The sequence below is a fragment of the Halococcus qingdaonensis genome, assembly GCF_024508235.1.
Classification (GTDB): Archaea; Halobacteriota; Halobacteria; order Halobacteriales; family Halococcaceae; genus Halococcus; species Halococcus qingdaonensis.
Genome location: NZ_CP101943.1, coordinates 1779406 through 1800279, shown reverse-complemented (window position 1 = coordinate 1800279; position 20874 = coordinate 1779406). Strand labels below are relative to the sequence as shown.

At 66.7% G+C, this 20874-nt stretch carries 24 protein-coding genes and 2 tRNA genes; 12 read left to right on the top strand and 14 right to left on the bottom strand.

The annotated features are described in order from the left end of the window. Positions 1-10: 10 nt before the first annotated feature. The 6 genes from NO363_RS09225 to NO363_RS09200 all read left to right on the top strand — a co-directional run bounded on the left by NO363_RS09225 (position 11) and on the right by NO363_RS09200 (position 3995). Positions 11-535: a DUF7097 family protein gene (locus NO363_RS09225; protein WP_256684594.1), complete on the top strand. Its 525-nt coding sequence runs from the start codon at positions 11-13 to the stop codon at positions 533-535. 53 nt (positions 536-588) lie between these two features. Beyond that, on the top strand, positions 589-1146 hold the full coding sequence (locus NO363_RS09220) for a GMP synthase subunit A (RefSeq protein WP_256684593.1): 558 nt from the start codon (positions 589-591) through the stop codon (positions 1144-1146). Between the two features lie 36 nt (positions 1147-1182). Further along, positions 1183-3039, top strand: a complete 1857-nt coding sequence (locus NO363_RS09215; RefSeq protein ID WP_256684592.1) for a DUF2070 family protein — start codon at positions 1183-1185, stop codon at positions 3037-3039. Positions 3040-3186: 147 nt separating this feature from the next. Beyond that, positions 3187-3342 (top strand): hypothetical protein, encoded by a 156-nt coding sequence (locus NO363_RS09210; RefSeq protein WP_007739137.1) that lies wholly within the window; start codon positions 3187-3189, stop codon positions 3340-3342. A gap of 119 nt (positions 3343-3461) precedes the next feature. Continuing rightward, positions 3462-3719, top strand: coding sequence for a DUF8081 domain-containing protein (locus NO363_RS09205; RefSeq protein WP_256684591.1), 258 nt, complete (start codon positions 3462-3464; stop codon positions 3717-3719). 42 nt (positions 3720-3761) lie between these two features. Then, positions 3762-3995, top strand: coding sequence for a DUF8142 family protein (locus NO363_RS09200; RefSeq protein ID WP_256684590.1), 234 nt, complete (start codon positions 3762-3764; stop codon positions 3993-3995). Between the two features lie 92 nt (positions 3996-4087). On the opposite strand, the gene NO363_RS09195 is transcribed toward NO363_RS09200, so the two are convergent. After that, positions 4088-4172, bottom strand: a tRNA-Ser gene (locus tag NO363_RS09195). An 84-nt stretch (positions 4173-4256) separates the two neighbouring features. Between NO363_RS09195 and NO363_RS09190 the strand changes: the two genes are divergently transcribed. Next, positions 4257-5204: an AAA family ATPase gene (locus tag NO363_RS09190; RefSeq protein WP_256684588.1), complete on the top strand. Its 948-nt coding sequence runs from the start codon at positions 4257-4259 to the stop codon at positions 5202-5204. A 1-nt stretch (position 5205) separates the two neighbouring features. Here the strand turns inward: NO363_RS09190 and NO363_RS09185 are convergent, their stop codons facing one another. From NO363_RS09185 to NO363_RS09155, 7 genes are all read right to left on the bottom strand, one after another. Beyond that, the gene (locus NO363_RS09185) at positions 5206-5397 is read right to left on the bottom strand and encodes a hypothetical protein (protein WP_256684587.1); all 192 of its coding nucleotides are present in this window, start codon (positions 5395-5397) and stop codon (positions 5206-5208) included. A 142-nt stretch (positions 5398-5539) separates the two neighbouring features. Next, positions 5540-6037: a DUF7519 family protein gene (locus NO363_RS09180; protein ID WP_256684586.1), complete on the bottom strand. Its 498-nt coding sequence runs from the start codon at positions 6035-6037 to the stop codon at positions 5540-5542. Continuing rightward, complete coding sequence (locus NO363_RS09175; RefSeq protein ID WP_256684584.1) at positions 6034-7329, bottom strand: DUF58 domain-containing protein; 1296 nt, start codon at positions 7327-7329, stop codon at positions 6034-6036. The genes NO363_RS09180 and NO363_RS09175 overlap by 4 nt, the downstream gene beginning before the upstream one ends. Next, positions 7326-7901 (bottom strand): DUF7269 family protein, encoded by a 576-nt coding sequence (locus tag NO363_RS09170; RefSeq protein WP_256684583.1) that lies wholly within the window; start codon positions 7899-7901, stop codon positions 7326-7328. Before NO363_RS09170 ends, NO363_RS09175 begins: the two co-directional genes overlap by 4 nt. After that, entirely contained in the window at positions 7898-8830 is a 933-nt protein-coding gene (locus tag NO363_RS09165) for a DUF4129 domain-containing protein (RefSeq protein WP_256684582.1), read from the bottom strand. The genes NO363_RS09170 and NO363_RS09165 overlap by 4 nt, the downstream gene beginning before the upstream one ends. Before the next feature lie 96 nt (positions 8831-8926). Continuing rightward, positions 8927-9277: a DUF5789 family protein gene (locus NO363_RS09160; protein WP_256684581.1), complete on the bottom strand. Its 351-nt coding sequence runs from the start codon at positions 9275-9277 to the stop codon at positions 8927-8929. Between the two features lie 99 nt (positions 9278-9376). After that, positions 9377-9450 (bottom strand) — tRNA-Tyr (locus NO363_RS09155). 195 nt (positions 9451-9645) lie between these two features. Between NO363_RS09155 and NO363_RS09150 the strand changes: the two genes are divergently transcribed. The 3 genes from NO363_RS09150 (at position 9646) to ftsZ (ending at position 11662) form a co-directional block, all read left to right on the top strand. Further along, positions 9646-10149: a zinc ribbon domain-containing protein gene (locus NO363_RS09150; RefSeq protein WP_256684580.1), complete on the top strand. Its 504-nt coding sequence runs from the start codon at positions 9646-9648 to the stop codon at positions 10147-10149. Between the two features lie 198 nt (positions 10150-10347). Next, on the top strand, positions 10348-10521 hold the full coding sequence (gene cdrS / locus NO363_RS09145; RefSeq protein WP_007739102.1) for a transcriptional regulator CdrS: 174 nt from the start codon (positions 10348-10350) through the stop codon (positions 10519-10521). A 1-nt stretch (position 10522) separates the two neighbouring features. Beyond that, the gene (gene ftsZ, locus NO363_RS09140; protein WP_256684578.1) at positions 10523-11662 is read left to right on the top strand and encodes a cell division protein FtsZ; all 1140 of its coding nucleotides are present in this window, start codon (positions 10523-10525) and stop codon (positions 11660-11662) included. A gap of 130 nt (positions 11663-11792) precedes the next feature. Here ftsZ and ncsA read toward each other — a convergent pair whose 3' ends face one another. Together ncsA and NO363_RS09130 are read right to left on the bottom strand one after the other, a co-directional pair. Then, positions 11793-12755, bottom strand: coding sequence for a tRNA 2-thiolation protein NcsA (gene ncsA / locus NO363_RS09135; RefSeq protein WP_256684577.1), 963 nt, complete (start codon positions 12753-12755; stop codon positions 11793-11795). Between the two features lie 417 nt (positions 12756-13172). Continuing rightward, a complete protein-coding gene (locus NO363_RS09130; protein WP_256684576.1) occupies positions 13173-13757 on the bottom strand; it encodes a riboflavin synthase in 585 nt (194 codons plus the stop codon). Between the two features lie 82 nt (positions 13758-13839). On the opposite strand from NO363_RS09130, the gene NO363_RS09125 reads away from it, so the two are divergent. Beyond that, positions 13840-15666: a UvrD-helicase domain-containing protein gene (locus NO363_RS09125; protein WP_256684574.1), complete on the top strand. Its 1827-nt coding sequence runs from the start codon at positions 13840-13842 to the stop codon at positions 15664-15666. Here NO363_RS09125 and NO363_RS09120 read toward each other — a convergent pair. The 4 genes from NO363_RS09120 to NO363_RS09105 form a co-directional block, all read right to left on the bottom strand. Then, positions 15663-15893: a DUF7533 family protein gene (locus NO363_RS09120; RefSeq protein ID WP_256684573.1), complete on the bottom strand. Its 231-nt coding sequence runs from the start codon at positions 15891-15893 to the stop codon at positions 15663-15665. The two genes, NO363_RS09125 and NO363_RS09120, sit on opposite strands and share 4 nt — an antisense overlap. Before the next feature lie 49 nt (positions 15894-15942). Further along, positions 15943-16122 (bottom strand): HVO_0416 family zinc finger protein, encoded by a 180-nt coding sequence (locus NO363_RS09115; RefSeq protein WP_256684571.1) that lies wholly within the window; start codon positions 16120-16122, stop codon positions 15943-15945. A gap of 92 nt (positions 16123-16214) precedes the next feature. Beyond that, positions 16215-17720 carry a carboxypeptidase M32 gene (locus tag NO363_RS09110; protein WP_256684569.1) on the bottom strand — a complete coding sequence of 502 codons (1506 nt, stop codon included), beginning with the start codon at positions 17718-17720 and terminating at the stop codon, positions 16215-16217. 25 nt (positions 17721-17745) lie between these two features. Continuing rightward, the gene (locus NO363_RS09105; RefSeq protein WP_256684567.1) at positions 17746-18864 is read right to left on the bottom strand and encodes a M20 family metallopeptidase; all 1119 of its coding nucleotides are present in this window, start codon (positions 18862-18864) and stop codon (positions 17746-17748) included. An 81-nt stretch (positions 18865-18945) separates the two neighbouring features. On the opposite strand from NO363_RS09105, the gene NO363_RS09100 reads away from it, so the two are divergent. Next, entirely contained in the window at positions 18946-20820 is a 1875-nt protein-coding gene (locus tag NO363_RS09100; RefSeq protein WP_256684565.1) for a PINc/VapC family ATPase, read from the top strand. The last annotated feature ends 54 nt before the right edge of the window (positions 20821-20874 follow it).

Here is a 20874-nt window from a genome sequence, read left to right as displayed (position 1 = left end):
AGGATTGAGTATGGAGAAGACGCCCGCCGGCAGTTCGGTCGGCGTCGAGGACCCCTACGCGTTCGTCGAGCGGTGCGATCATTGCACCGATGACGGGCGCTGTCGATACGCGCTCGAACACGACCACCACGACCCCGAATTCGCCTACGAGCGCCGCACCGACGAGTTCGCCTGTCCGGTCGTTGCTGACGCTGGCCCCGAGTGGGACTGGGCCGACTGTCCGCACTTCCGCGCACGGAACCGCTCGCGCGAGTGCGTCCGCTGCGGGCTCGACGAGCGCCGACAGGCCCACTCGGACGACCGACCGCTGCTCGAAGAGCATCATCTCTCCTACGCCGCCGACGAGCACACGAGCCACGAGATCACCGTCTTCCTCTGTCGGTGGTGTCACGCGAAGATCCACGAGTCGTGGGCGCGCATCGACGACGACGCGAGCCCGGACACCGAGGCGCTCGCCGCCAGAGAGGGCCGACGAAGCCGCGAACGCGCCGAACTCGACTTCTCCTCCGCCGCCGAGCGCCGCGAGGAGAACTGAGGCACCAATCGCGTTTTCGGGAGTCTTTAGCCGGTTCGTCGCCATCATCAGGCATGACCACTATCGTCGTCGTCGACAACGGCGGCCAGTTCACCCATCTGGAGGGTCGCGCGCTGGACGACATCGGCGTCGAGACCGGCATCGTCGAGAACTCGACGCCGGCAGACGAGGTCGATGCCGACGGGATCGTGCTTTCGGGCGGACCGGACATCAATGAGCGCGGGCGCTCCGGCGAGTATCTCGACATGGGCGTTCCCGTCCTGGGCATCTGTCTCGGCATGCAGATCATCGCCGACGAGTACGGCGGCGCGGTCGGTGCGGGCGAGTACGGCGGCTACGCCGACGTCACGGTCACGATCGACGACGAGACGGACCCGCTGGTCGGCTCGCTCGCGCCGGAGACGCGCGTCTGGGCGAGCCACGCTGACCAGGTGACGGCGCTGCCCGACGGGTTCGATCGCACCGCCACGAGCGACGTCTGCGAGATCGAGGCGATGAGCGACGCCGAGCGCGACTTGTATGGCGTCCAGTGGCATCCGGAGGTCGCTCACACCGAACGCGGCGAGGAACTGTTCGCGAACTTCCACGCGATCTGCGAGAGCGACGATTGAGGTGGATTTAACCACGCTCGGGTTGTCGGAGCAACAATGAGCACCACGCAGGGTGATCTCGCCGCCCTCTCGCGGTTCATCTTCCGCGCGCCCCAGTGGTACGCGAGCCTCGGCTTCGCGCTGCTGGTCGCTGCCGTCGCCGGCGTCGCCGCCTTCGACTCGCGGTTCATCCTCGAAGACGCCTGGGAGGGGGTCTTCTTCATCGGGGTTCCCACGATCGTCGCGAGCGTCGTCACCCCGCCGGTCGATCGGGCCCTCGACGGCCAGCTCACGCCGAACCGCGCCTCGCTGCTCGCGCTCGTCAGCGAACTGATCCTCGTCGCCTTCCTCGTCGGCGCGGGTATCGTTGCCGTGTTCACCCCGCTCGCCCAGCGGTTCGTCTTCGACGTGCTCACCGTGGGGCTGGCGTCGGTGTTCGCGCTGCGGCTGCTCGTCGTGCTCGCCGTCTCTCGAAAGTCACTGTTCGTCGCGGCGATACCGGCGGGGATCCAGACCGCGTCGGTCGCGCTGCTCGTCTTCGTCTACAGCGGGATGATGCGCTTCTTCGAGGTCGGCGGGCCGCTCGTGCGTTCCTTTCTCTCGCGGCCGAACCGCGGGCCGGCGGAGTTCGCCGCCGTCGAACCGCTCGATTTCGCCCTGCTCGTACTCCTCTGTCTACTCTACGCCGGCGGCGTCTGGGCGTTCGTGACCGTCATCGATCAGCCGTGGCGGCGGAGCCTCGGCGTGAGCGTGCTCGACTTCCTCCGGGGATTCATCGGCCATATCGCCGACGGGACGCGCGAGATCGAGGAGTTCTTCGCGTCGCTCGGCGAGGAGGCGCTCGTCCCCGTCACCGTGCTCGCAGCGCGCCGCCCCGACGGCACCGAAAAGGCACGGTTCGTCCTTCCGATGATCCATCCCGGCCCGATGGGTGAGATCGGCGGCGGCGACCTCCCCAAGCGCGTCGCCGAGAGCACCGACGGGCTCGGATTCCCGCCGCACGCGACCGCCGGTCACGACTTCAATCTCGTCACCGAGCGCGAGGTCGACACCGTTCTCGATACGGTCGCGCGGGCGAGCGAGCGCATCGAGTACACCGAGACGGGATCGGCGAGTCGGCGCGCAACTGTCGGCGAGGCGACGGTCACGGGTCATGCCGTCGGCGACGGCGCGCTGTTCGTGGCGACCTACGCCCCGAACTTCGCCGACGACATCGACTACTCGGTCGGGCTGTCGGCGGCCGCCGAGGCGCGCGCGCACGGACTCTCCGACGCGATGCTCGTCGATGCACACAACTCGAACAACGGGCTCGACGGTCCCGATCTGGGCCACGTCGTGCCGGGCAGTCAGCGCTCGTTCGATCTCATCGAGGCCGTCGGCGAGGTGGCCGGCGATCTCACGGGCGCGCAGCGCGAACCGCTCTCGCTCGGCGTCGCGTGGGACGAGACGCCGTGGACGCCGGCGGAGGGAATCGGCCCGCTCGGCATCCGCGTCGCGGTGTTCGCCGCTGGCGACGAGACGACCGCCTACGTGCTCATCGACGGCAACAACATGGAGCCCGGTCTGCGCGAGGCAATCGTCGGCCGGCTCGACGCCGTCGATACCGCCGAGGTGATGACGAGCGACACACACGTCGTGAACACGCTCGAATCGACGAATCAGGTCGGCGGTGCGATCGCGCACGACGAACTGATCGAGCGCATCGAAACGCTGGTTCAGGAAGCGCTCGCCGACTGCGAACCGGTCGAGGCGGGGATGGCGACCGAGCGCGCCCGTGTGAACGTCTTCGGCAACGACCGCACCGAGACGCTCGCCAGCCACGCCAACGCGATGGTGACGATGGGCGGCGCGCTCGCCGGTGCGGTCACGCTCGCGCTCTTCACGATCAGCGTGCTCGTCTTCCTGCTCACCTGATGGCCGTCCGACTACAGTTCGTGGAAACAGTTACGGTGCCGCCCGTGGTAGCTGGTAGTATGCCACGAGCAGTCCACGGCAACGGCGGCTCGGGACTGGCGAGTACGGCATCGCGGGAACGTCTGCGGACGGCCGCTTCGCGTGTCGATGAGTGAATCGACCGAGCGGCCGTCGCTGTGTCTGAACTGTGGGTTCGAGGCCATGCCCGGCGACGACCAGTGGGAGACGGTCGAATCGCCGCCGCTCGGCGTTCTCACGCAGTGTCCGGACTGCGGGAGCACGGACGTCACGAACCGCTGGTAGCGATCGCGGGGTGACGACGCGTCCGCCACCGCAGCCTCGTCGTCGCGTACGCAGCTACAACGCCGTCACCGGCGACCGCGACCCACAATCAAAAGAGCGCCGAGCGCGTTCGTGGGGTCGTGAGCGAGGGATACGTCCTGGAGATCAAACCCTCGGCGCGGCGACAGAGCTCGCGGGCCGGCGAGTGGGTCCACGAGGAGGGGGCGCGACGACTGTTCGAATCGAAGGCGCTCGCACGCGAGTGGGCGAGCCAGCGCCGCGTCGGAGTGTGGGTACAGGACGCCGCCCCGCACGACGCGAGCGGGGTCGACGGCTATCTCGTCGGCGGCCAGCGCGCCAGCACCGCCCGACATACGGGCCGGCAGAGTTCACTATGAGACGAGCGGACTGCTTTTGCCCATCGGACTCGATGGCGACATATGGGTGACTCCGAGGACGACGGGAAGCCGAACCGCAAGCGCGCGGCGCTCGCCGTGCTGCCGTTTCTCGCGCTCGGACTGGCCGACGTCGCGTTCGTCGTACTCTGGGGACTCAAACCGATCATGGGGCTCGCCGTTCTCCCGCCGATCCTGTTCGTGAGCGCGCTCGCCTGGGTCGCCTTCCGCGGCGGATTTATCAACAGTCGTATCGACGATCGGGACGACGTGGCCTGAGCCGCCGCTCGGGAGCCACCGAACCAAAATTCGTTCCGAGTCGAACGAACGCAAAATGGAAGACCCTCTCACCGTCATCGTTCTCGGAAAAGCGCCGGGGGTGAGATTTGAACTCACGAGTCCGTGAGGACAGTTGCTTTCGAGGCAACCGCCTTGGCCAGGCTAGGCTACCCCGGCTCCATCAGTCCGTTCGCCCGAGACCACTTTATGAATTTCGATCGCCATCGCCACACCTAAGCGCCTCGACACACCCGAACGATCATGGAGATCGACGCGGCCCACAGCGAGATCGAGCGGGTTCTCGACGCGCTCGACGCGACCGTGATCGCCGACCGCTCGCTGCTCGAAACGATCCTCATGGGTGCGCTCGCGCGTGGTCACGTGCTCGTCGAGGACGTTCCGGGGACGGGCAAGACGCTCATCGCCCGCAACGTCGCCCGCGCGCTCGGCCTCTCCTTTTCGCGCGTGCAGTTCACACCTGACCTCTTGCCGTCGGACGTGACCGGAACGCACGTCTACGACGAGAGCACCGGTGAGTTCTCGTTCTCACAGGGGCCGGTCTTCGCGAACGTCGTGCTCGCCGACGAGATCAATCGTGCACCGCCGAAGACCCAGGCCGCCCTCTTGGAGGCGATGGAGGAGCGTCAGGTCACCGTCGACGGCGAGACCCACAACCTCCCCGATCCCTTCGTCGTCATCGCGACCCAGAACCCCGTCGAGATGGCGGGCACCTTCGAGCTCCCCGAGGCACAGGTCGATCGCTTCCTCGTCGAGACCGAGATCGGCTACCCCGACGAGGAGGGCGAGATCGAACTCCTCCGGCGGCGTGCCGAGCGCGACGAGCGGAGTCCGCGAACGGAGCGGGTGCTCTCGACCGATCGGGTGCGCGCGCTGCAGGAGGTTCCGGAATCGGTGCGCGTCGACGAGGACCTGCTGACCTACGCGGTCGCCATCGCGCGGGCCACCCGCCAGCGGTCGGCGTGTTCGGTCGGCGTCTCGCCCCGTGGTACGCAGCGACTGTTCGAGGCCGCCCGCGCCCGTGCGGTGCTGTCGGGCCGTGCGTTCGTCACACCCGAAGACGTGAACGGCATCGCGTCGGCGGTGCTCGCCCATCGGCTGGTGCTCACGCCCGATGCCGCCGTCGAGGACGTCGAAAAGCAGTCGATCGTCGAGAGCGTGCTCGACGAGGTGCCGGTGCCGACGGTCTGAGCTACTCCTCGTTCTGGAGTTTCTGGTAGATCGCGAACCCGATCATCGTCGGCGGCCAGAGGCCGATGAACATTCCGCGCTGTTTGTTGCCACGAGCGTAGTATTCGTACAGTGCGAGCGCCACGGAGCCGAGCGCGCCGAAGGCGAGATACGGTGCACCCGACTCGTCCGGTATGGTGTCTGATTCCGACATTGCGTCCATTCTCGCAGCGCCGTGGGAATAAACGTCAGGGAAGGAACGGTTCGTTCCGGCTCGCATACCTTCATACTGATCCGTGATGACATGGTTCGGGTCGTGTCGGTACCGAGAACCGTTTCGCACCCACGTGCTGCGCTCAAGGCCGGAGCGCGAGGACGAGCACCACCGCGCCGAACAGTAGCGCGATCGGAACGAGTGCCGGCCCGCCGCCGGCCAGCCGATAGACGATCGACCCGCCGCCGGCTCCGACCAGTGCCAGCGCACCGCTCGTGCCCGCATGGACGAACTCCGCCCGGCGCGTCGTGGCCGTCCTCCCGACCGTCTCGCCGAGATCGATGCCGAACTCGGCGATGTCCCACGCGACGACCGTGGCGGCGGTCGCCGCCAGTAGGAGTGGGGATGGCGCGCCGGCGAGCCCCGCGAGCAGCGTTCCGCAGAACAGTCCCGCGGCCCCGAGCGTGACGGCCGCCCGCGACGACGAGCGCAATCCGACGGCGAGACCGACGACGCCGACCGCGCCGACGATGGCCGCCGGTCCCGAGAGTGCCAGCGACAGCGTGCCGACGACTGCGACGCCGATCGCGATGGCGACGCTCGCCCGTGGCGGTGCGTCGTCGATCGACGAGCAACTCACCGTGTACCTCCCGCCCGAGCGAGCGACTCCGTTCCCCAGTCGACGACCGGGATGCCGGCCGCGCGCAGCGTCGACAGGCGGAGGGTGCGCTCGGTGCGGGCCACCCGCTGGCCGGGCGTTTCGTCGTTCGTGGGATCGGGACTGAGAACGGTCACGCGGTGGCCGCTGGCGTCGAGTCGCTGGAGGAGCCCCACGATGTAATCGTCGCACAGCGGCGAGCAAACCACCAACTGTGCCTCGGACGGCAGTCGGCGGCGCAGTCGTCGCAGCCGTATCGACGGGAAGAAGGGGTCGTCGGGCGACGTCGGCGCGAGTGCTGGGTGGGTGGCGAGCAGTTCGCTGGCACGGGCGCGATGGCTCGCGCCGAATCCCGGCGCGAGCCAACAGGATTCGGGCGCGAGTGCGGCGATCCCGACCGGGTTCTCCGCGTCGGTCAGCGCGACGTACAGCGCCCCGCTGGCCGCGACGCTTCGCTCGACCGCGCTGTCGCGATCGTCGCTCGGCGCGCGATAGGCTCCCTCGCGCGCGTCGACGAGCAGCACGACCGCGGCGGCACGCTCCTCGCGGAAGTCCACAGTGGAGAGATCGCCGGTCTTCGCCTTCCGGTTCCAGTCGATGCGCGAGAGCGGATCGCCCGGGCGGTACTCGCGGGTGGTGTGGAAGGCGACGCCCGACCCGCCGATGTCGGTGAGCACGCGCCCGGGCTGGCCGATCGTCTGCTGGCGAAGCCCGATCGCCATCTGTGCATCGAGCGCCGGCACGCAGGTGATCGGCGTCTCGTCGGTCGCCATCACCTCGTGCCGTCGCTCAACCGCCCCGCTCGTGTCGCGGGCGATGGCGAGCGCTGGCCCGAAGGCGTGTCGGCCGCGAGCAGCGCTCACGTCGTAGGAGAGTGTCGTCGTTTCGCCCGATCTGAGCGCGGTCGCCAGCCGTGGCGACCCCGATTCGACGGCGAGTGCGGGCGGAACGCCGTCGATGATCCGGAGAGCGGGCAGGATGGAGTCACCGGTGTTCTCGATCGTCACCGTCACCGTCACGTCTTCGTCGGAAGCCGGTTCGGCGTCGCTCACCGATCGCTCGATGGAAAGATCGACGGTTGGCGGGCGCGCGGCCCGTGCGAAGCCCGCGAAAACGACGCCGACGACGCCGACGAGCACGAGGCCGGCGCTGTCGGCGGGGATGCCGACCGCGCCGGCGACCAGCGCGAGCGCGCTCACCCCTCGCCAGCGGCCCGTTCGACGCACCCGGCCATCGTCCGCGCTCGCCGCTCGACCTGCACCGGAACGGCTCACTGCTCGCGCTCCCGGCTCGCGATGGCGGCGAGTGCGTCAGCCGCGTGGCGCGCCCGCCGGCGCTCGCTCGGCTCGCCGCTGAACGCCGCTCGAAGACGCTCTTCGAGGGGCACGTCCGATGCACGTGCCTCGGCGAAAAACGCCGCTGCGTAGGGGTCGTCGGTCCACGTCCCTTCCGCGAGCTGTTCGCGGGCAGCCTGCTCGCTGATCCCCTGCCGAATCAATACCCTCAGAGCGAGTTCGTCCAACCGATCGCGTATCGCGCGGCGCTCGCTGGCTCCTCGCATCCGTCCGTTCGGTGCGAGTGCAGCGAGTTCCTCATCGAACTCCTCGCCCGGCGTCGAGAACTCGTCTGCGGACTCGGGCGTCGCCAGGTTGCGCTCCGCCCTATCTGACTGGAGCCGTGAGCGGACGGCCACAGCACCGCCGGCGAGCGCGACGACCGCGACCGCGCCGAGCAGTTCGGTCGTCAGTGTGACGCCGCCGGCGAACTCCGGCACGCTCGCGACGGCCAGCCCCCAGAGGACGAGCGCGACGCCGACCGCGACGGCCAGCGATCGTCCGCGACTCATCGCTCCTCCGCGTCGTCCTCGATGCGCCGCAATGCGGCCACCGCCCGCGCTTCGCGTTCGTCAGTGGCGTCGGTCCCGCCGTAGCGCACGGCTCTGAAGACGTCGGTGAGTTCGGTGACGTTTTCGCGAGCCATGCCGGCGTCGGTCGCGGCGCGGGCGAACTCCTCCGGCGTCCGCGAGCGCGGGTTTCCCATGTTCAACTGCTCGATCATCTCCCGCCACGCGCGGTAGATCTCGTTGTCAGTGCTCGTGTCGTCGGCGATGCGATCGGCCGCGTTTCCGGCCGCACGTCCGAGTTCGGCCACACTGGGGGACGACGAGTTCGACGCCGCAGGTGTTGGTTCTCCATTATTTTTGTCCTCGTCGGTCGTCCACCCGGAACGAACCAAGAGCCCGATCCCGACGAGGAACACGGTGGCGACGGCGAGCACGAGCAGCGGATCGGTCGAAACGGTCTGGGCCACGCTGTCGGCCGCCCCGTCGCTGCCACCGCCCGGAAACACGGGTGTTCGCCTGCTGGCGACACCACTCCCGTTCGCCGCGTCGTTGTTACCGAGGAGACCGAGGAGGCGGTATAGCCCGAACAGCAGGCCAGCCAGAACGACCGATCCGAGCGCGACGACGCCGAGATCGCGGAGACCGAGTTCGTCGCGCAGGACGTACAGGCCGAGGAGAAATCCACCGACGAGCACGATGACGAGCAGCTGGAGAAGAGCCTCGATCACTCCCGAGCCGCCTGACGAATCGATCTGAGCCTGCTGACCGAGATCGAAAATCTGCCCCTCGCCGAAGAAGCCGCCGCTCCCGCCACCGCTCCCAGTGGCGCTCCCGGCCGTCTGCGTCGGCGCGTCGATGGCGGCGGCCCCGACGGCGATGGCGAGGATCGCCAGTGCGGCGAGCACCACGACGCCGAGCGCGTCGCGATTCACGACCTACCTGCGGGCCGGAGCCGTCATGAGTGTTGCCCCACGGGCGGCGAACCGATGGCTACTGGCTGTTTCGAATCGAGTTTCGGTATCGATCAACTATGCTCGATCCGACTCCGCAGCCTCGTCGAGCGCCTCCAGATCGCGCTCCTCGTTGTACTCGTTCGGCTCGCCCGCTTCGCCAGTGAGTTCGCCGTAGAATGCTTCGCGAACCTCTTCGGGCGTGTCGTACTCGTCGTCGAGCCGATCGAAGACGCTGCCCATCGACTCGGTTTCGTTCGGCATGTCGATCGGCTGATCGGCGTATTCGGTGGCGAGCTCCTCGCTTCTGACGGGGTACTGTCGATCGCTGACGTCGGCTTCGACGTCGTCGAGGATGTTCTCGACGTGATCGGCGCGGTCGCGCTGGCGCTCCCGTGCACGGTCGGTGTTCCGTCCCTCGTCGGGCATACGCGGCGTACGACGCCCAGCGGAAAAAGTATGTCACCGGCAACTGCAACCCACACACGTCGGTCGTCCGACTCGGCTCCGATTCGTTCGGCGAGGAAATCCGCCCTCCCCGAATTGAACGGGGGACAAGCCGATCTACAGTCGGCTGCTCTACCAGGCTGAGCTAAGGGCGGACAGTACGAACAATCGGACTATCGAACTTAACGGTTGCCATTCGATCGCCGACCCTCGACTGGTGTGATGGCTGTCCGATAATGTACCCTGTCGAACAGTCGATCGATCCTGGATCGCCGATTGGACGGCGTTCTCGGCCCGTGAGCGACGACCCGACAGTATGAAGTGTTGTGATCACGTCGCCCCGAGCGAGGATGAGCAAGATCACGTTCCGTGCCGACGACGAGCTCATCGAGGAGCTCGAAACCCTGGAGCTCTCCAAGAGCGAGGCGATGCGGGAAGCGCTCCGATCGTATCTCGCACGGAACGAGTCGGCGACGACCGACAGCCTCGATGCCGTCGTCGCCGACCGCGTCGATGCGCTCATCGACGAGCGACTGGACGCGTTTACGCCGTCAGAGCCACAGGACGTGAACGTAAACATCACGCTCGACGGCGTTTCCGAGCGGACGACCGCGGACGACGCGACCCAGCGTAAGACGAACGACGCGACGGCGCAAACGCCGTCGGACGCGCGTAAAACGTGTGCGCAGTGTGGCGAAGAAATCGACGACGAGAACGTCTACTGCCCGAACTGCGGCGAAAAGGCATCCCATCGCGTGTTCTGCGACTGCGGCGACGAACTCCGTTCGGACTGGGGGTTCTGTCCGAGCTGTGGTCGGCGCACGCCCGCAGCCGACGTCCTGGATCGACCGTAGAAGAACGCTCCCCGTTGCATACGCGGGCATCCGGCGTCTCACGTCGTGTGTCTTACGCGAGCCGGTAGTTTTATTACAAATGCAGTAATTGCATACTTTGCGTAAGACGACCGTCTTACAGACGTCGTGGGCGGGAGCGATATGGCTCCCGTCGTGCGATTTTGGTGTGTAAGACGCGTCGCAAAAGGGAGCAACAACATGGAGCGTGTGACACTGCGAATTCCGAAACAGCAGATCGAGGAGGTCGAACGGATGGTCGAACTCGGCGACTATCCGAACCGGAGCGAGGCGATCCGGGCGGCGGTCAGGGAGATGGTCGCCGAGGAACGGTCGGACGATCGTCCGACGGAACGACCGTTCGCGAGGGCCTGAGATGCAGGACATCGTCGAGTCGGCGCTCGAAAACGCCGAACTCGAGAAACAGCGGCGCGACGAGGCCGAACTGGAGGAGTTCGGCGATCCGCGCATCGTCGTCGTCGGCTGTGGCGGTGCCGGCAACAACACCGTCAACAGGCTCTACAACATCGGCGTCGAGGGTGCCGAGACCATCGCCATCAACACCGACAAACAGCATCTCCAGATGATCGAGGCCGACACGCGCGTGCTCGTCGGCAAGTCCCTCACGCAGGGGCTCGGCGCGGGCGGCGATCCGGAGATGGGTCAGCGTGCGACCGAGATGGCCCAGAGCACCATCAAGGAGGTGCTCACCGGGGCCGATCTCGTGTTCGTCACCGCGGGGATGGGTGGCGGAACGGGCACGGGGGCAGCACCGGTCGTCTCGGAGATCGCCAGCGACGAGGGCGCGATCGTCGTCGGGATGGTCTCCACACCGTTCAACGTCGAGCGCGCCAGAACTGTCAAGGCCGAGGAGGGGCTCGAAGAGCTTCGCAACGCGGCCGACTCGATCATCGTCCTCGACAACAACCGCCTGCTCGACTACGTCCCCAACCTCCCCGTCGGCAAGGCGTTCTCGGTGATGGATCAACTCATCGCCGAGACGGTCAAGGGGATCTCGGAGACGATCACCCAGCCGTCGCTCATCAACCTCGACTACGCCGACATGACCTCCATCATGAACCAGGGCGGCGTCGCGGTGATGCTCGTCGGCGAAACCCAGGACAAGAACAAGACCGAGGAGGTCGTCAAGGACGCGATGACCCACCCCCTGCTCGACGTCGATTACCGGGGTGCCTCGGGCGGACTGGTCCACATCACCGGCGGTCCGGATCTCACGCTGAAGGAGGCCGAGGAGATCGCCGAGCGGATCACCGACCGGCTCGACCCGAGCGCGAACGTCATCTGGGGCTCGCGCATCCGCGAGGAGTACAAGGGGAAGGTCCGCGTGATGGCGATCATGACCGGTGTCCAGAGCGCGCAGGTGCTCGGTCCCGACGCCCAACAGCAGGCCGACCGCTCGCGCGCGGCACTCGACGAGGAGTTCGAAGTCCCGACCCAGAGCGACGGCGGTCACGACGAACCCGACCGACAGAACGATCTCGACGTCATCCGATAGGTCCCGCTTTCGGCCCTCCACATCGCTTCTCGAACGATCCTATCCCTCTCCCATTCGCCTGACGACCGCAGCAATCGTCATATCTCCGATCCGACAGCGCAGGCCATGGATCCCGCCGGGTTTCCCGTTGTCAGACCGCGTGAACCGCCTCGGTGAGCTGGCACGTCCGGCAGACGTCGCGCGTGGTGGCGTTGCCACAGCGCTCGCATTCCCCGAGATCGGCACCGTCCTCGCCGTAGGCACTGGCGGCCAGTTTTGCCAGCTCCTCGTAGCCGGCCATGATCGAGTGGCGCGTACCGGGGTGGCGCTCCTCCATGTCGAGCAGGAGCTCTTGGATTTCACCACGATAGGCCTCCGTCGAGTGCGGACATTCGGCCATGTGAACGGGGAGATCGGCGAGATGGGCGTAGAGTGCGACCTCCTTTTCGGGGACATCTCGCAGCGGCTTCGCACGCGGGACGAACTCGTCGGTCTCCGTGCGCTCGTCGAACGGCCCGAGGCTCGCGTCGAAGTGTTTGGCCATCTGGGCGACGTCACCCTCAAAGAAGTTCATCAGCGCGGTCTGGGCCTCGTCGTCGAGGTTGTGGCCCGTCAGGAGTTTGTCCGCGCCGAACTCGTGGGCATAATCGGCGAGCAGATTGCGCCGGAAGACCCCGCAGTACGCACACGCGGCCATCCCCTCGGGATCCTTCTCGACGACGTCGTCCATCTCCAGATCGAACTCGTCAGTGTAGCTCACGACCTCGTGGTGGATGTCCAGCCCGTCGGCGAGCCCGCTCGCGGCGTCGAGGCTCTCGTCACGATAGCCCTCGATCCCCTCGTGGATGGTGAGCGCGACCAGCTCGATGCGTGGGTCATCGGCGAACGTCTCTTCGAGAATCGAGGTGAGCACGACGCTATCCTTCCCACCCGAGAGCCCGATGAGCCACGTTTCGGGGTTCTCGGGGGTCGCATCGTCGCCGATGAGTCCGTCCTGTCTGATCCGCCGACGAACGCGCTTTTCGACCGATGCTCGGAGATGCTGCTCACAGAGATGCGCCCCGGAGTACGCCGCGTGAACCACCGCGTCGCGGTCGCACTTGGTGCAGTTCATGGGGAGATCTACTCACGGCCCACTTTTTTACTCGTCGGGTAGCCTCCCTGCGGTCGGCTACCACTCTCTGCTCGCGGGCGTGCGAGGCGGCTTCGCCGCCTCGAACTCGCGGCGCGTAGCGCCGCGCATGGCCCGCTCGCATGGTACGAGGGACCGACGGTCCCTCGCTACTCGCAAAAACCTGGACTAAAAAGGACCGCTCGCTCACTGCGTTCGCTCGCGGCGAACCGCGCTCGTTCCACTCGCGCGGATGCCTGACGCTTACCACAACCACCGCACAGCACAACAACAGCCCACACGCCTCCCCAACCGATTCGCTCGTTCGTTTCACTCACTCGCTCATCCCTCGCACGCCGATCCGCGCTCGGTGCTCGCTATTGCTCGCACACGAGCGCGAGCGCGCGCCGTCCGCCATTCTCAGCGGTGGCCGTCGAGCAATCGGTCGACGTATTTCGCGATCACGTCGACTTCGATGTTCACGCCGTCGCCGGGTGCCAGCTCGTTCATCGTCGTCAGTTCGTAAGTCGTCGGGATCACGGCCACCGAGAAGCGGTCCTCGTCGAGTTCCGCCACGGTGAGGCTGATCCCGTCGACGGTGATCGACCCCTTTTCGACGACGTAGTGTGCGATGTCGTCGGGCAGCGAGAACGTGAACTCCCAGTCCTCGCCGACCTGCTCGATGTCGACGAGTTCGGTGGTCGCATCGACGTGGCCCTGGACGAAGTGACCGTCGAGCCGGCCGTCGGCGGCGAGCGGGCGTTCGAGATTGAGCGCGTCGCCCGGCTCGACCGCCGAGAGCGTCGTCCGCGCGAGCGTCTCGGCCGAGCAGAACAGCTCGATGGTTTCGCCCGTCTCCTCGACGGTCAGACAGGTGCCGTCGACGGCGATCGAGTCGCCGTGTTCGAGCCCCGAGAGATCGGTCGCGACCCGGATGCGCCGCCCGCTCTCCTCCTCGCGCACGTCCTGCACCTCGCCCGTCGTCTCGACGATGCCGGTGAACATGACGCTCCTACTGCCCGTCGTGGCATGAGTGTGGCGTTCGGGAGCCACGCCGCTTATAGTGGGCGAGTTCCTGTTGTGGCCAATGTCCACCGATTCGCATGTCACCCGACTGTTCGGCGGGCCGGGCAGCGGGAAGACGACGGCGCTGCTCGATCGCGTCGAGGAGATCCTCGATCAACCCGGCGTGACCGTCGACGACATCCTCGTGGTATCGTACACCCGGGCGGCCGCCACCGAGATCCGCGAGCGCCTCGCCGAGCGCCTCGACGTGAGCCCGCGCTCGCTCAAGGGCAACGTCTCGACGATGCACGCGAAGGCGTACAGTCTTCTCAACCTTTCGAGCGGTGATGTCGTCGGCGAGAACGACAAAAAGGAGTTCTGCGAGTCCTACGGGCTGGAGTTCGAGGACGAGTACGAGGGCTCGCGCCGCCGGAGCGCGCGCTCGACCACCATCGGTAACAAGGTCATCGCCACGAGCCAGTGGCTCCAGCGCACCACGAGGGACGTCGCCGACTGGTACGACGTCCCCTTCCAGTGGAACGACGAGGAAGTGCGTCTCCCGCCCGACATCGACGAGAACGCACAGCAGGGCAACAAGTACACGCCGACCTGGCCGAGCGACGACGACCGCATCGACGTCCCCGAGGCGGTCCGTGCGTGGCGAACGCACAAGGGCGAGGCGGGCAAGGTCGGCTTCGCGGACATGCTCGAACGGGTCGAGCAGCGCTCGCTGCTGCCGAGCGTCGACTACCTCGTCATCGACGAGTTTCAGGACATCACCACGCTCCAGTATTCGGTCTACGAGGAGTGGAAACCACACGTCGAGCGCGCGCTCATCGCCGGCGACGACGATCAGGTCGTCTACGCCTGGCAGGGCGCTGACCCACAGCTCCTGCTCGAAGAGGGTGGCGAGGACGTTATCCTCGACACCTCTTATCGTCTCCCGTCGCGCGTGCTCAACGTGGTCAATCGGGAGATCCGCCACATCGAGAACCGTCAAGAGAAAAACCTCAGACCGCGGATCGAGGGCGGGAGCGTCGAGGCCGTCGAGACACCGTCGATGCTCGATCTCGTCCGCAATGTCCGTTCGACGGTCGAGAACACCGACGAGACGGCGATGATACTCTTCCGTGCGCGCTACCAGCTTTTCCAGTTCATGGACGAATTCATCGGCGAGGGAATCCCCTTCCGCGCGCTCACCGACCAGCGGATGTGGACCGATCGACTGGCCGACTACGTCAACGCCGTCGAGAAATCCGCCGCTGGCGAGTCGATCACGGGCCTCGAAGCCCGCCGACTCGCCGACATGCTCGCCGACACGGCCTTCGGGACGAACAACCGCGACGCGCTCTACGACGCGATCGACGAGCGACAGGAGGAAGCGGGTGTCGAGGACCTCACCGATCTCGTCATCGATCCCGATCTCGTCAAAGAGCACGCGCCGTTCATGCCCGGCCCGGCGTCGGCCGAGGACATGCTCAGAAAGACCTCGCAGTTCCAGAAGAAGTCGGTAAAGGCCTACTTCGCGGGCGATTATCAGGACGTCGAGCGCGATCGCGTTCGCGTCGGAACCATCCACTCGGCGAAGGGCCGCGAGGCCGACCACGTCTTCGTCGCGACGGATCTCACCGAGAAGGTCGTCGAGCAGATGGCCGCCTCGGTCGACGACACGGCGGGCGTGCCGGGCGGGGAGTTCAACAAGGGCACCGACCCGGTGCCGATGCTCACCGACAACGAGCGCCGCGTGTTCTACGTCGGGATGAGCCGCGCGCGCGAGCGACTCGTCCTCCTCGAAGACCTCGTGAGCGGCGCGCCGACGCTCCCGGTCGACGTGCTGCTCGACAACGAACCGAGCGGCGTCACGATCGAGGACGTGCTCGCCGAGACCGAAGCGCCCGCCGCCGACTAGTTCTCCTCGTCCTTCACGACCGCGCTCACGGTCTTTTCGGCCGCGGCTGTCGGCACGTCGTCGGGCGTCGTGACGTACTGTTTCAGCGCGACCATCAGGACGGCGACGACACAGAGCGCGATGCCGGTTACTGTTCGTCCCGAGACGACGAGGTTCACGCCGAGCAGTGCGACCGGGAGCGCGAAGGCGAGCGTCAGGACGAGGCCGACCGTGTTGAGGATGCCCACGTGCGCGCTCGGCAGGGACGACACTTACCGGCTTCGCCCCGGTCGAGCTTTAGTCGGCCCGCGGCGACCAGCCACAGACCGAACACGTGCTCGCGTCCGTCTCGTGAAGGCCGCCGCAGTCGGGACACTGCTTTTTGTTGTAGCTCTCCTCCCACCCCGGCGAGTCGGTCTCGTGACCACGTCCCGAGAGAAAATCGTCGATGTCGTTCTCGTTCGATGCGGTTGCCATGCGTGTTACGTCATGGCACACCACTCATATAGCTCTGGTGGTTGACCCACACCTCTGCCGGGACCGAACCGAGACGATTTGATTGACTCGTCTCAGAGATCGTACAGCGCGCCGTATTTTTCGCTCGCGTAGTCGAGAAAGTAGTCGGCAGTGAACGCTTCGCCGGTGGCTTCTTCGATGAGATCGGGCGTCGTATAGCGTTTACCGTGCTGATGGACGTTCTCGGTGAGCCACTCGTGGAGCGGGCCGAACTCGCCCGCCTCGATCTGTCCGTCGAGATCGTCGATTTCCTCGTCGGCGCTCGCGTACAACTGGGCCGCGAGCACGCTGCCGAGCGAGTACGTCGGGAAATAGCCGAACGAGCCGTGCGACCAGTGGATGTCCTGGAGACAGCCCTCGGCGTCGGTGTCGGGCCGGACCCCGAGATACTCCTCCATCCTGTCGTTCCAGACTTTGGGGACCTCGCTCACGTCGAGATCACCCTCGATGAGCTCGCGCTCGATCTCGAATCGGAGGACGATATGCATGTGGTAGGTCAGTTCGTCGGCCTCGATCCGGATGGGGTTGTCATCGTAGACGCGATTGGCGGCCTCGTAGGCGTCGCGGGGCGTCACGCCGTCGAGTTCCGGGAACTGCTCGCGGACGTGGGGCAGAAACAGCGACCAGAACGACTCCGAGCGACCGACGTGGTTCTCCCAGAATCGCGACTGGGATTCGTGGACCGAGAGGTTCCGGTTCTCGCCGAGCGGACTCCCGTACTCCTCGTCGGGCAGCCCCTGTGTGTAGGTCGCGTGGCCGAACTCGTGGATCGTGCTCGTGAGCGCGCCGAGCATGTCGTCGTCCTCGTAGCGCGTCGTCACGCGCGCGTCGAAGGTGGTGCCCATCGAGAACGGATGCGGAGCGGTGTCGAGGCGACCCCGGTCCCAGTCGTAGCCCAACGTATCGAGCGCGTCGCGCGTGAGTGCTTCCTGCGTGTCGGGATCGAACTGACCCGCGAACGGACTAGCGAGTTCGACATCGCTCTCACCTACAGCGTCGATGAGCGGAACGAGCTCCTCGCGCAGGCGCTCCAGGATCCGCTCGGCGGTGTCGAGCCCGAGGTAGGGTTCGTAGTCCTCGAACAGCACCTCGTAGGCCGGCCGGTCGGGGTCGATCTGCTCGGCGTAGTCGCGCTTGAGATCGATTAGTTCCTCCAGGACGGGCGCGAACTTCGAGAAATCGTCCTCGGCTTTGGCCTCCTTCCAGACCGGCAGCGCCTCGCTCGTGGTTCGCGAGATCTCCTCGACGAGCTCGGTGGGAACGCGCGTCGCGCGCTCGTACTGGCGGCGGATCTCGCGGACGGCGGCGTCCTCCTCGTCCGTGAGCTCCGCGCTCTCGGCCGCATCGAGCGCCTCGCCCATCGCCTCCTCGGTGAGGAGTTCGTGGCTCGTCGCCGACAGCGCCGAGAGCTGCGCTGAGCGCGCGGGCGTGCCGCCCTCGGGCATCATCACCTCCTGATCCCAGTTGAGGATCCCCGCAGCGCCCTCGATGTTCGAGATGCGTTCGTAGCGATCGAGGAGTTCCTCGTGGGCAGCGGTCTGCGTGGCGTCGGTTGCCATACCCGAATCCCGGGGCGGTGGCCTATCAATTCTCGCCTCCCGACGCCACGCCCCGGTAGATGTCGTAACACCGATCCAGCACGTCGAGCGAGACGCTCTCCGCGCTCGTGTGCGCCTCGCCCGGTTCCGCGGGGCCACAGACTACACAGGTGACTCCCGCCTCGGCGAGCCAGCCTGCATCGGTCGCGTGTGGCTTCGTCACCAGTTCGGGGTCACCGCTCTGTGCGCCGTCAGCGGCCGAGAGAACCTGCCGGGCGAACGTCTGGTCGTCGCAGGCCATCGGCGGGAGGTCCTGATCGACGACCCACCCGACGCCTTCGCTCTCGACTCGCGAGAGCGGTGCGCGCTCGCCCGGCACCGTGCGCTCGTCGACCGTCACCGAGCAGGATTCGGGAAGTACGTTCCACGCCGACCCGCCCTCGATTTCGGTGACGACGACACTTCCCTCCACGTCCTCGCCGAACACCTCGGCGCTTGGCCCATCCAACCCTCGGATCGTATCGACCGCCTCGCCCGCCCGGTAGATGGCGTTCTCGCCGGCCTCGGGTTCGCTCGCGTGTGCGGCGGTCCCACGGGCGGTGATGGTGCTGGCGCGACGGCCCTTGTGCGCGATCGCGACGTCCGTCACGCCGGCTGCCGAATACCCCGTCGAGCCTTCGCCGACGATGGCGCAGTCGGGTGCAAATCCTTGATCGATCGCGTGGCGTGCGCCTTCGCCGCCGATCTCCTCGCCGACGAAACTGGCGAAGACGAGTTCGATAGCGGGATTCGCGCCGTCGGGCTGTGCCCGACTCTTCGAGGTGCGTGGCACCTCGCTATCACGAAAGGCGCACATCGCAGCTGCGACAGCACCTTTCATATCCGCCGTCCCGCGGCCGTGGAGTCGTCCGTCGCGCTCCTCGACGACGTACTCGTCTTCGTCGATCTGTTCGTCGTCGGGCGGCACCACGTCGTGATGGCCGACGAACGCGAGCGACTCCCCATCACTCCCACGTCTGGCGATGACGTTGCCGATCTCGTCGCGGGTGACGGCGGCGTCGGTCTCGCTGTGGAGCCAGCGCTCGATGAAACCGCCCGCTTCGGTCTCGTCGTCGTGACTCGGGATCGCAACGAGTTCGCGAGTGAGCTCCGTGACGGCGGACATAGCGGGCGATCGAGCAGCGGCGCATAAGCGCTTTCGCCCGCGCTTGAACATCCTTATGCCGCTCGCCGGCCCAGTGATGGTATGACTATCGTCCCGGACACGAGCGCGGTCATCGACGGTCGCGTGTCCGAACGAGCGGCGAGCGGTGGGCTCTCCGGCGAGACGGTCGCGATCCCCGAGGCGGTCGTCGCCGAACTCGAAGCCCAGGCCAACGACGGCCAAGAGACAGGCTGGGAGGGGCTCGACGAGCTCCAGCGACTCGCCGACCTCGCCGACGACGGCGAGATCGAGATCGAATACATCGGCCGACGACCCGAAGCGAGCGAGCGCCACAGCGCCAACGAGGGGAGCGTCGACGCGCTCATCCGCGACCTCGCGGCCGAGCACGAGGCGACGCTGCTCACGAGCGACGAGGTCCAGGGCGAGGTCGCCCGCGCCACCGGGCTCGCCGTCGAGTACGTCGAACCCGAGATCCGCGAGGTCGAGACGCTGTCGATCGAGGAGTTCTTCGACGACGAGACGATGAGCGTCCATCTCAAGACGGGCGTTCCGCCGATGGCCAAGCGCGGCACGGTCGGCGAGATGCGTTTCGAGGCAATCGGTGACGACGAACTCACCGAGGGCGAACTCCGCGAATGGATCGACGAGATCGAGAGCGCGACACACGCCTCCAGCGAGGGGTTCGTCGAGCTCCAGGGCGAGGGGATGACGATCGTTCAGTTCGGCGAGTACCGGATCGCGCTCGCGCGCCCACCGTTCGCCGACGGACTGGAGATCACGGCAGTCCGCCCGATCGCCGAAACCGAACTGTCGGACTACGACTACGCCGAGGACCTCCGCGAGCGCCTGCTCGACCACCAGCGCGGCGTGCTCGTCGCCGGCGCGCCCGGTGCGGGGAAATCGACGCTTGCGGCTGCGGTCGCCGAGTTCCTCGCCGATTCGGGCTTCTCGGTGAAGACGATGGAGAAGCCGCGCGACCTGCAGGTAAGTCCCGACGTGACCCAGTACACCGAACTCGACGGGCAGATGGAGAACACGGCCGATTCGCTGTTGATGGTCCGACCCGATTACACCATCTACGACGAAGTGAGGAAGACCGAGGACTTCTCGGTGTTTTCGGACATGCGCCTCGCGGGCGTCGGGATGGTCGGCGTCGTCCACGCGACACGGGCGATCGACGCGCTCGGACGACTGGTCGGTCGTGTCGAGCTGGGCATGATTCCCCAAGTCGTCGACACTGTAGTGTTCGTCGAGGCCGGCAACGTTGCCACCGTCTACGACGTCCAGACTGAGGTCAAAGTCCCCGAGGGGCTGATGGAGGAGGACCTCGCGCGACCCGTCATCCAGGTCCGTGACTTCGAGACGGGTCGTCCGGAGTACGAGATCTACAGCTTCAACCGGCAGGTCGTTACTGTCCCTGTGGGCGACGCCGAGAGCGAGGACAGCGGCGTGGACAAGATCGCAAAGCAGGAGATCGAGCGGGAGATCCGATCGGTCGCGCGCGGGAGCTGCGAGGTCGATCTCAAGAACCAGAACACCGCCGTCGTCTACGTCGAGGAAGCCGACATCTCGACGGTGATCGGCAAGGGCGGCGGGCGCATCACCGACATCGAGAACAGGCTCGGCATCGACATCGACGTGCGAACGTTCGACGAGCGTCCGGGCGGCCGATCCGGCGGCGGTGGATCGAGCGGCGGCGCGAGCGGTGCTGGTGGCAGCAATGGCGGCAGCGGTGCGGGCGATATCGTCACGCCCGAGATCACCGCCCGGCACGTCGTCATTCCGATGGAGGGTCACGCGGGCGAGACGGTCGAAGTCCAGGCCGATGGCGAGTATCTGTTCACGGCGACGGTCTCGCGCGGCGGTGAGGTGCAGGTTTCTCGCGGGAGCGCCATCGCTGAGGAGCTGGAGCAGGCGATCGATCGCGGGCGGCAGGTCACGGTCGCGCCGTCGTAGACGACCACGATCGGCTGATTTTCTGCGATTCGCGTTGTGCAGCAGCCGCGGTGC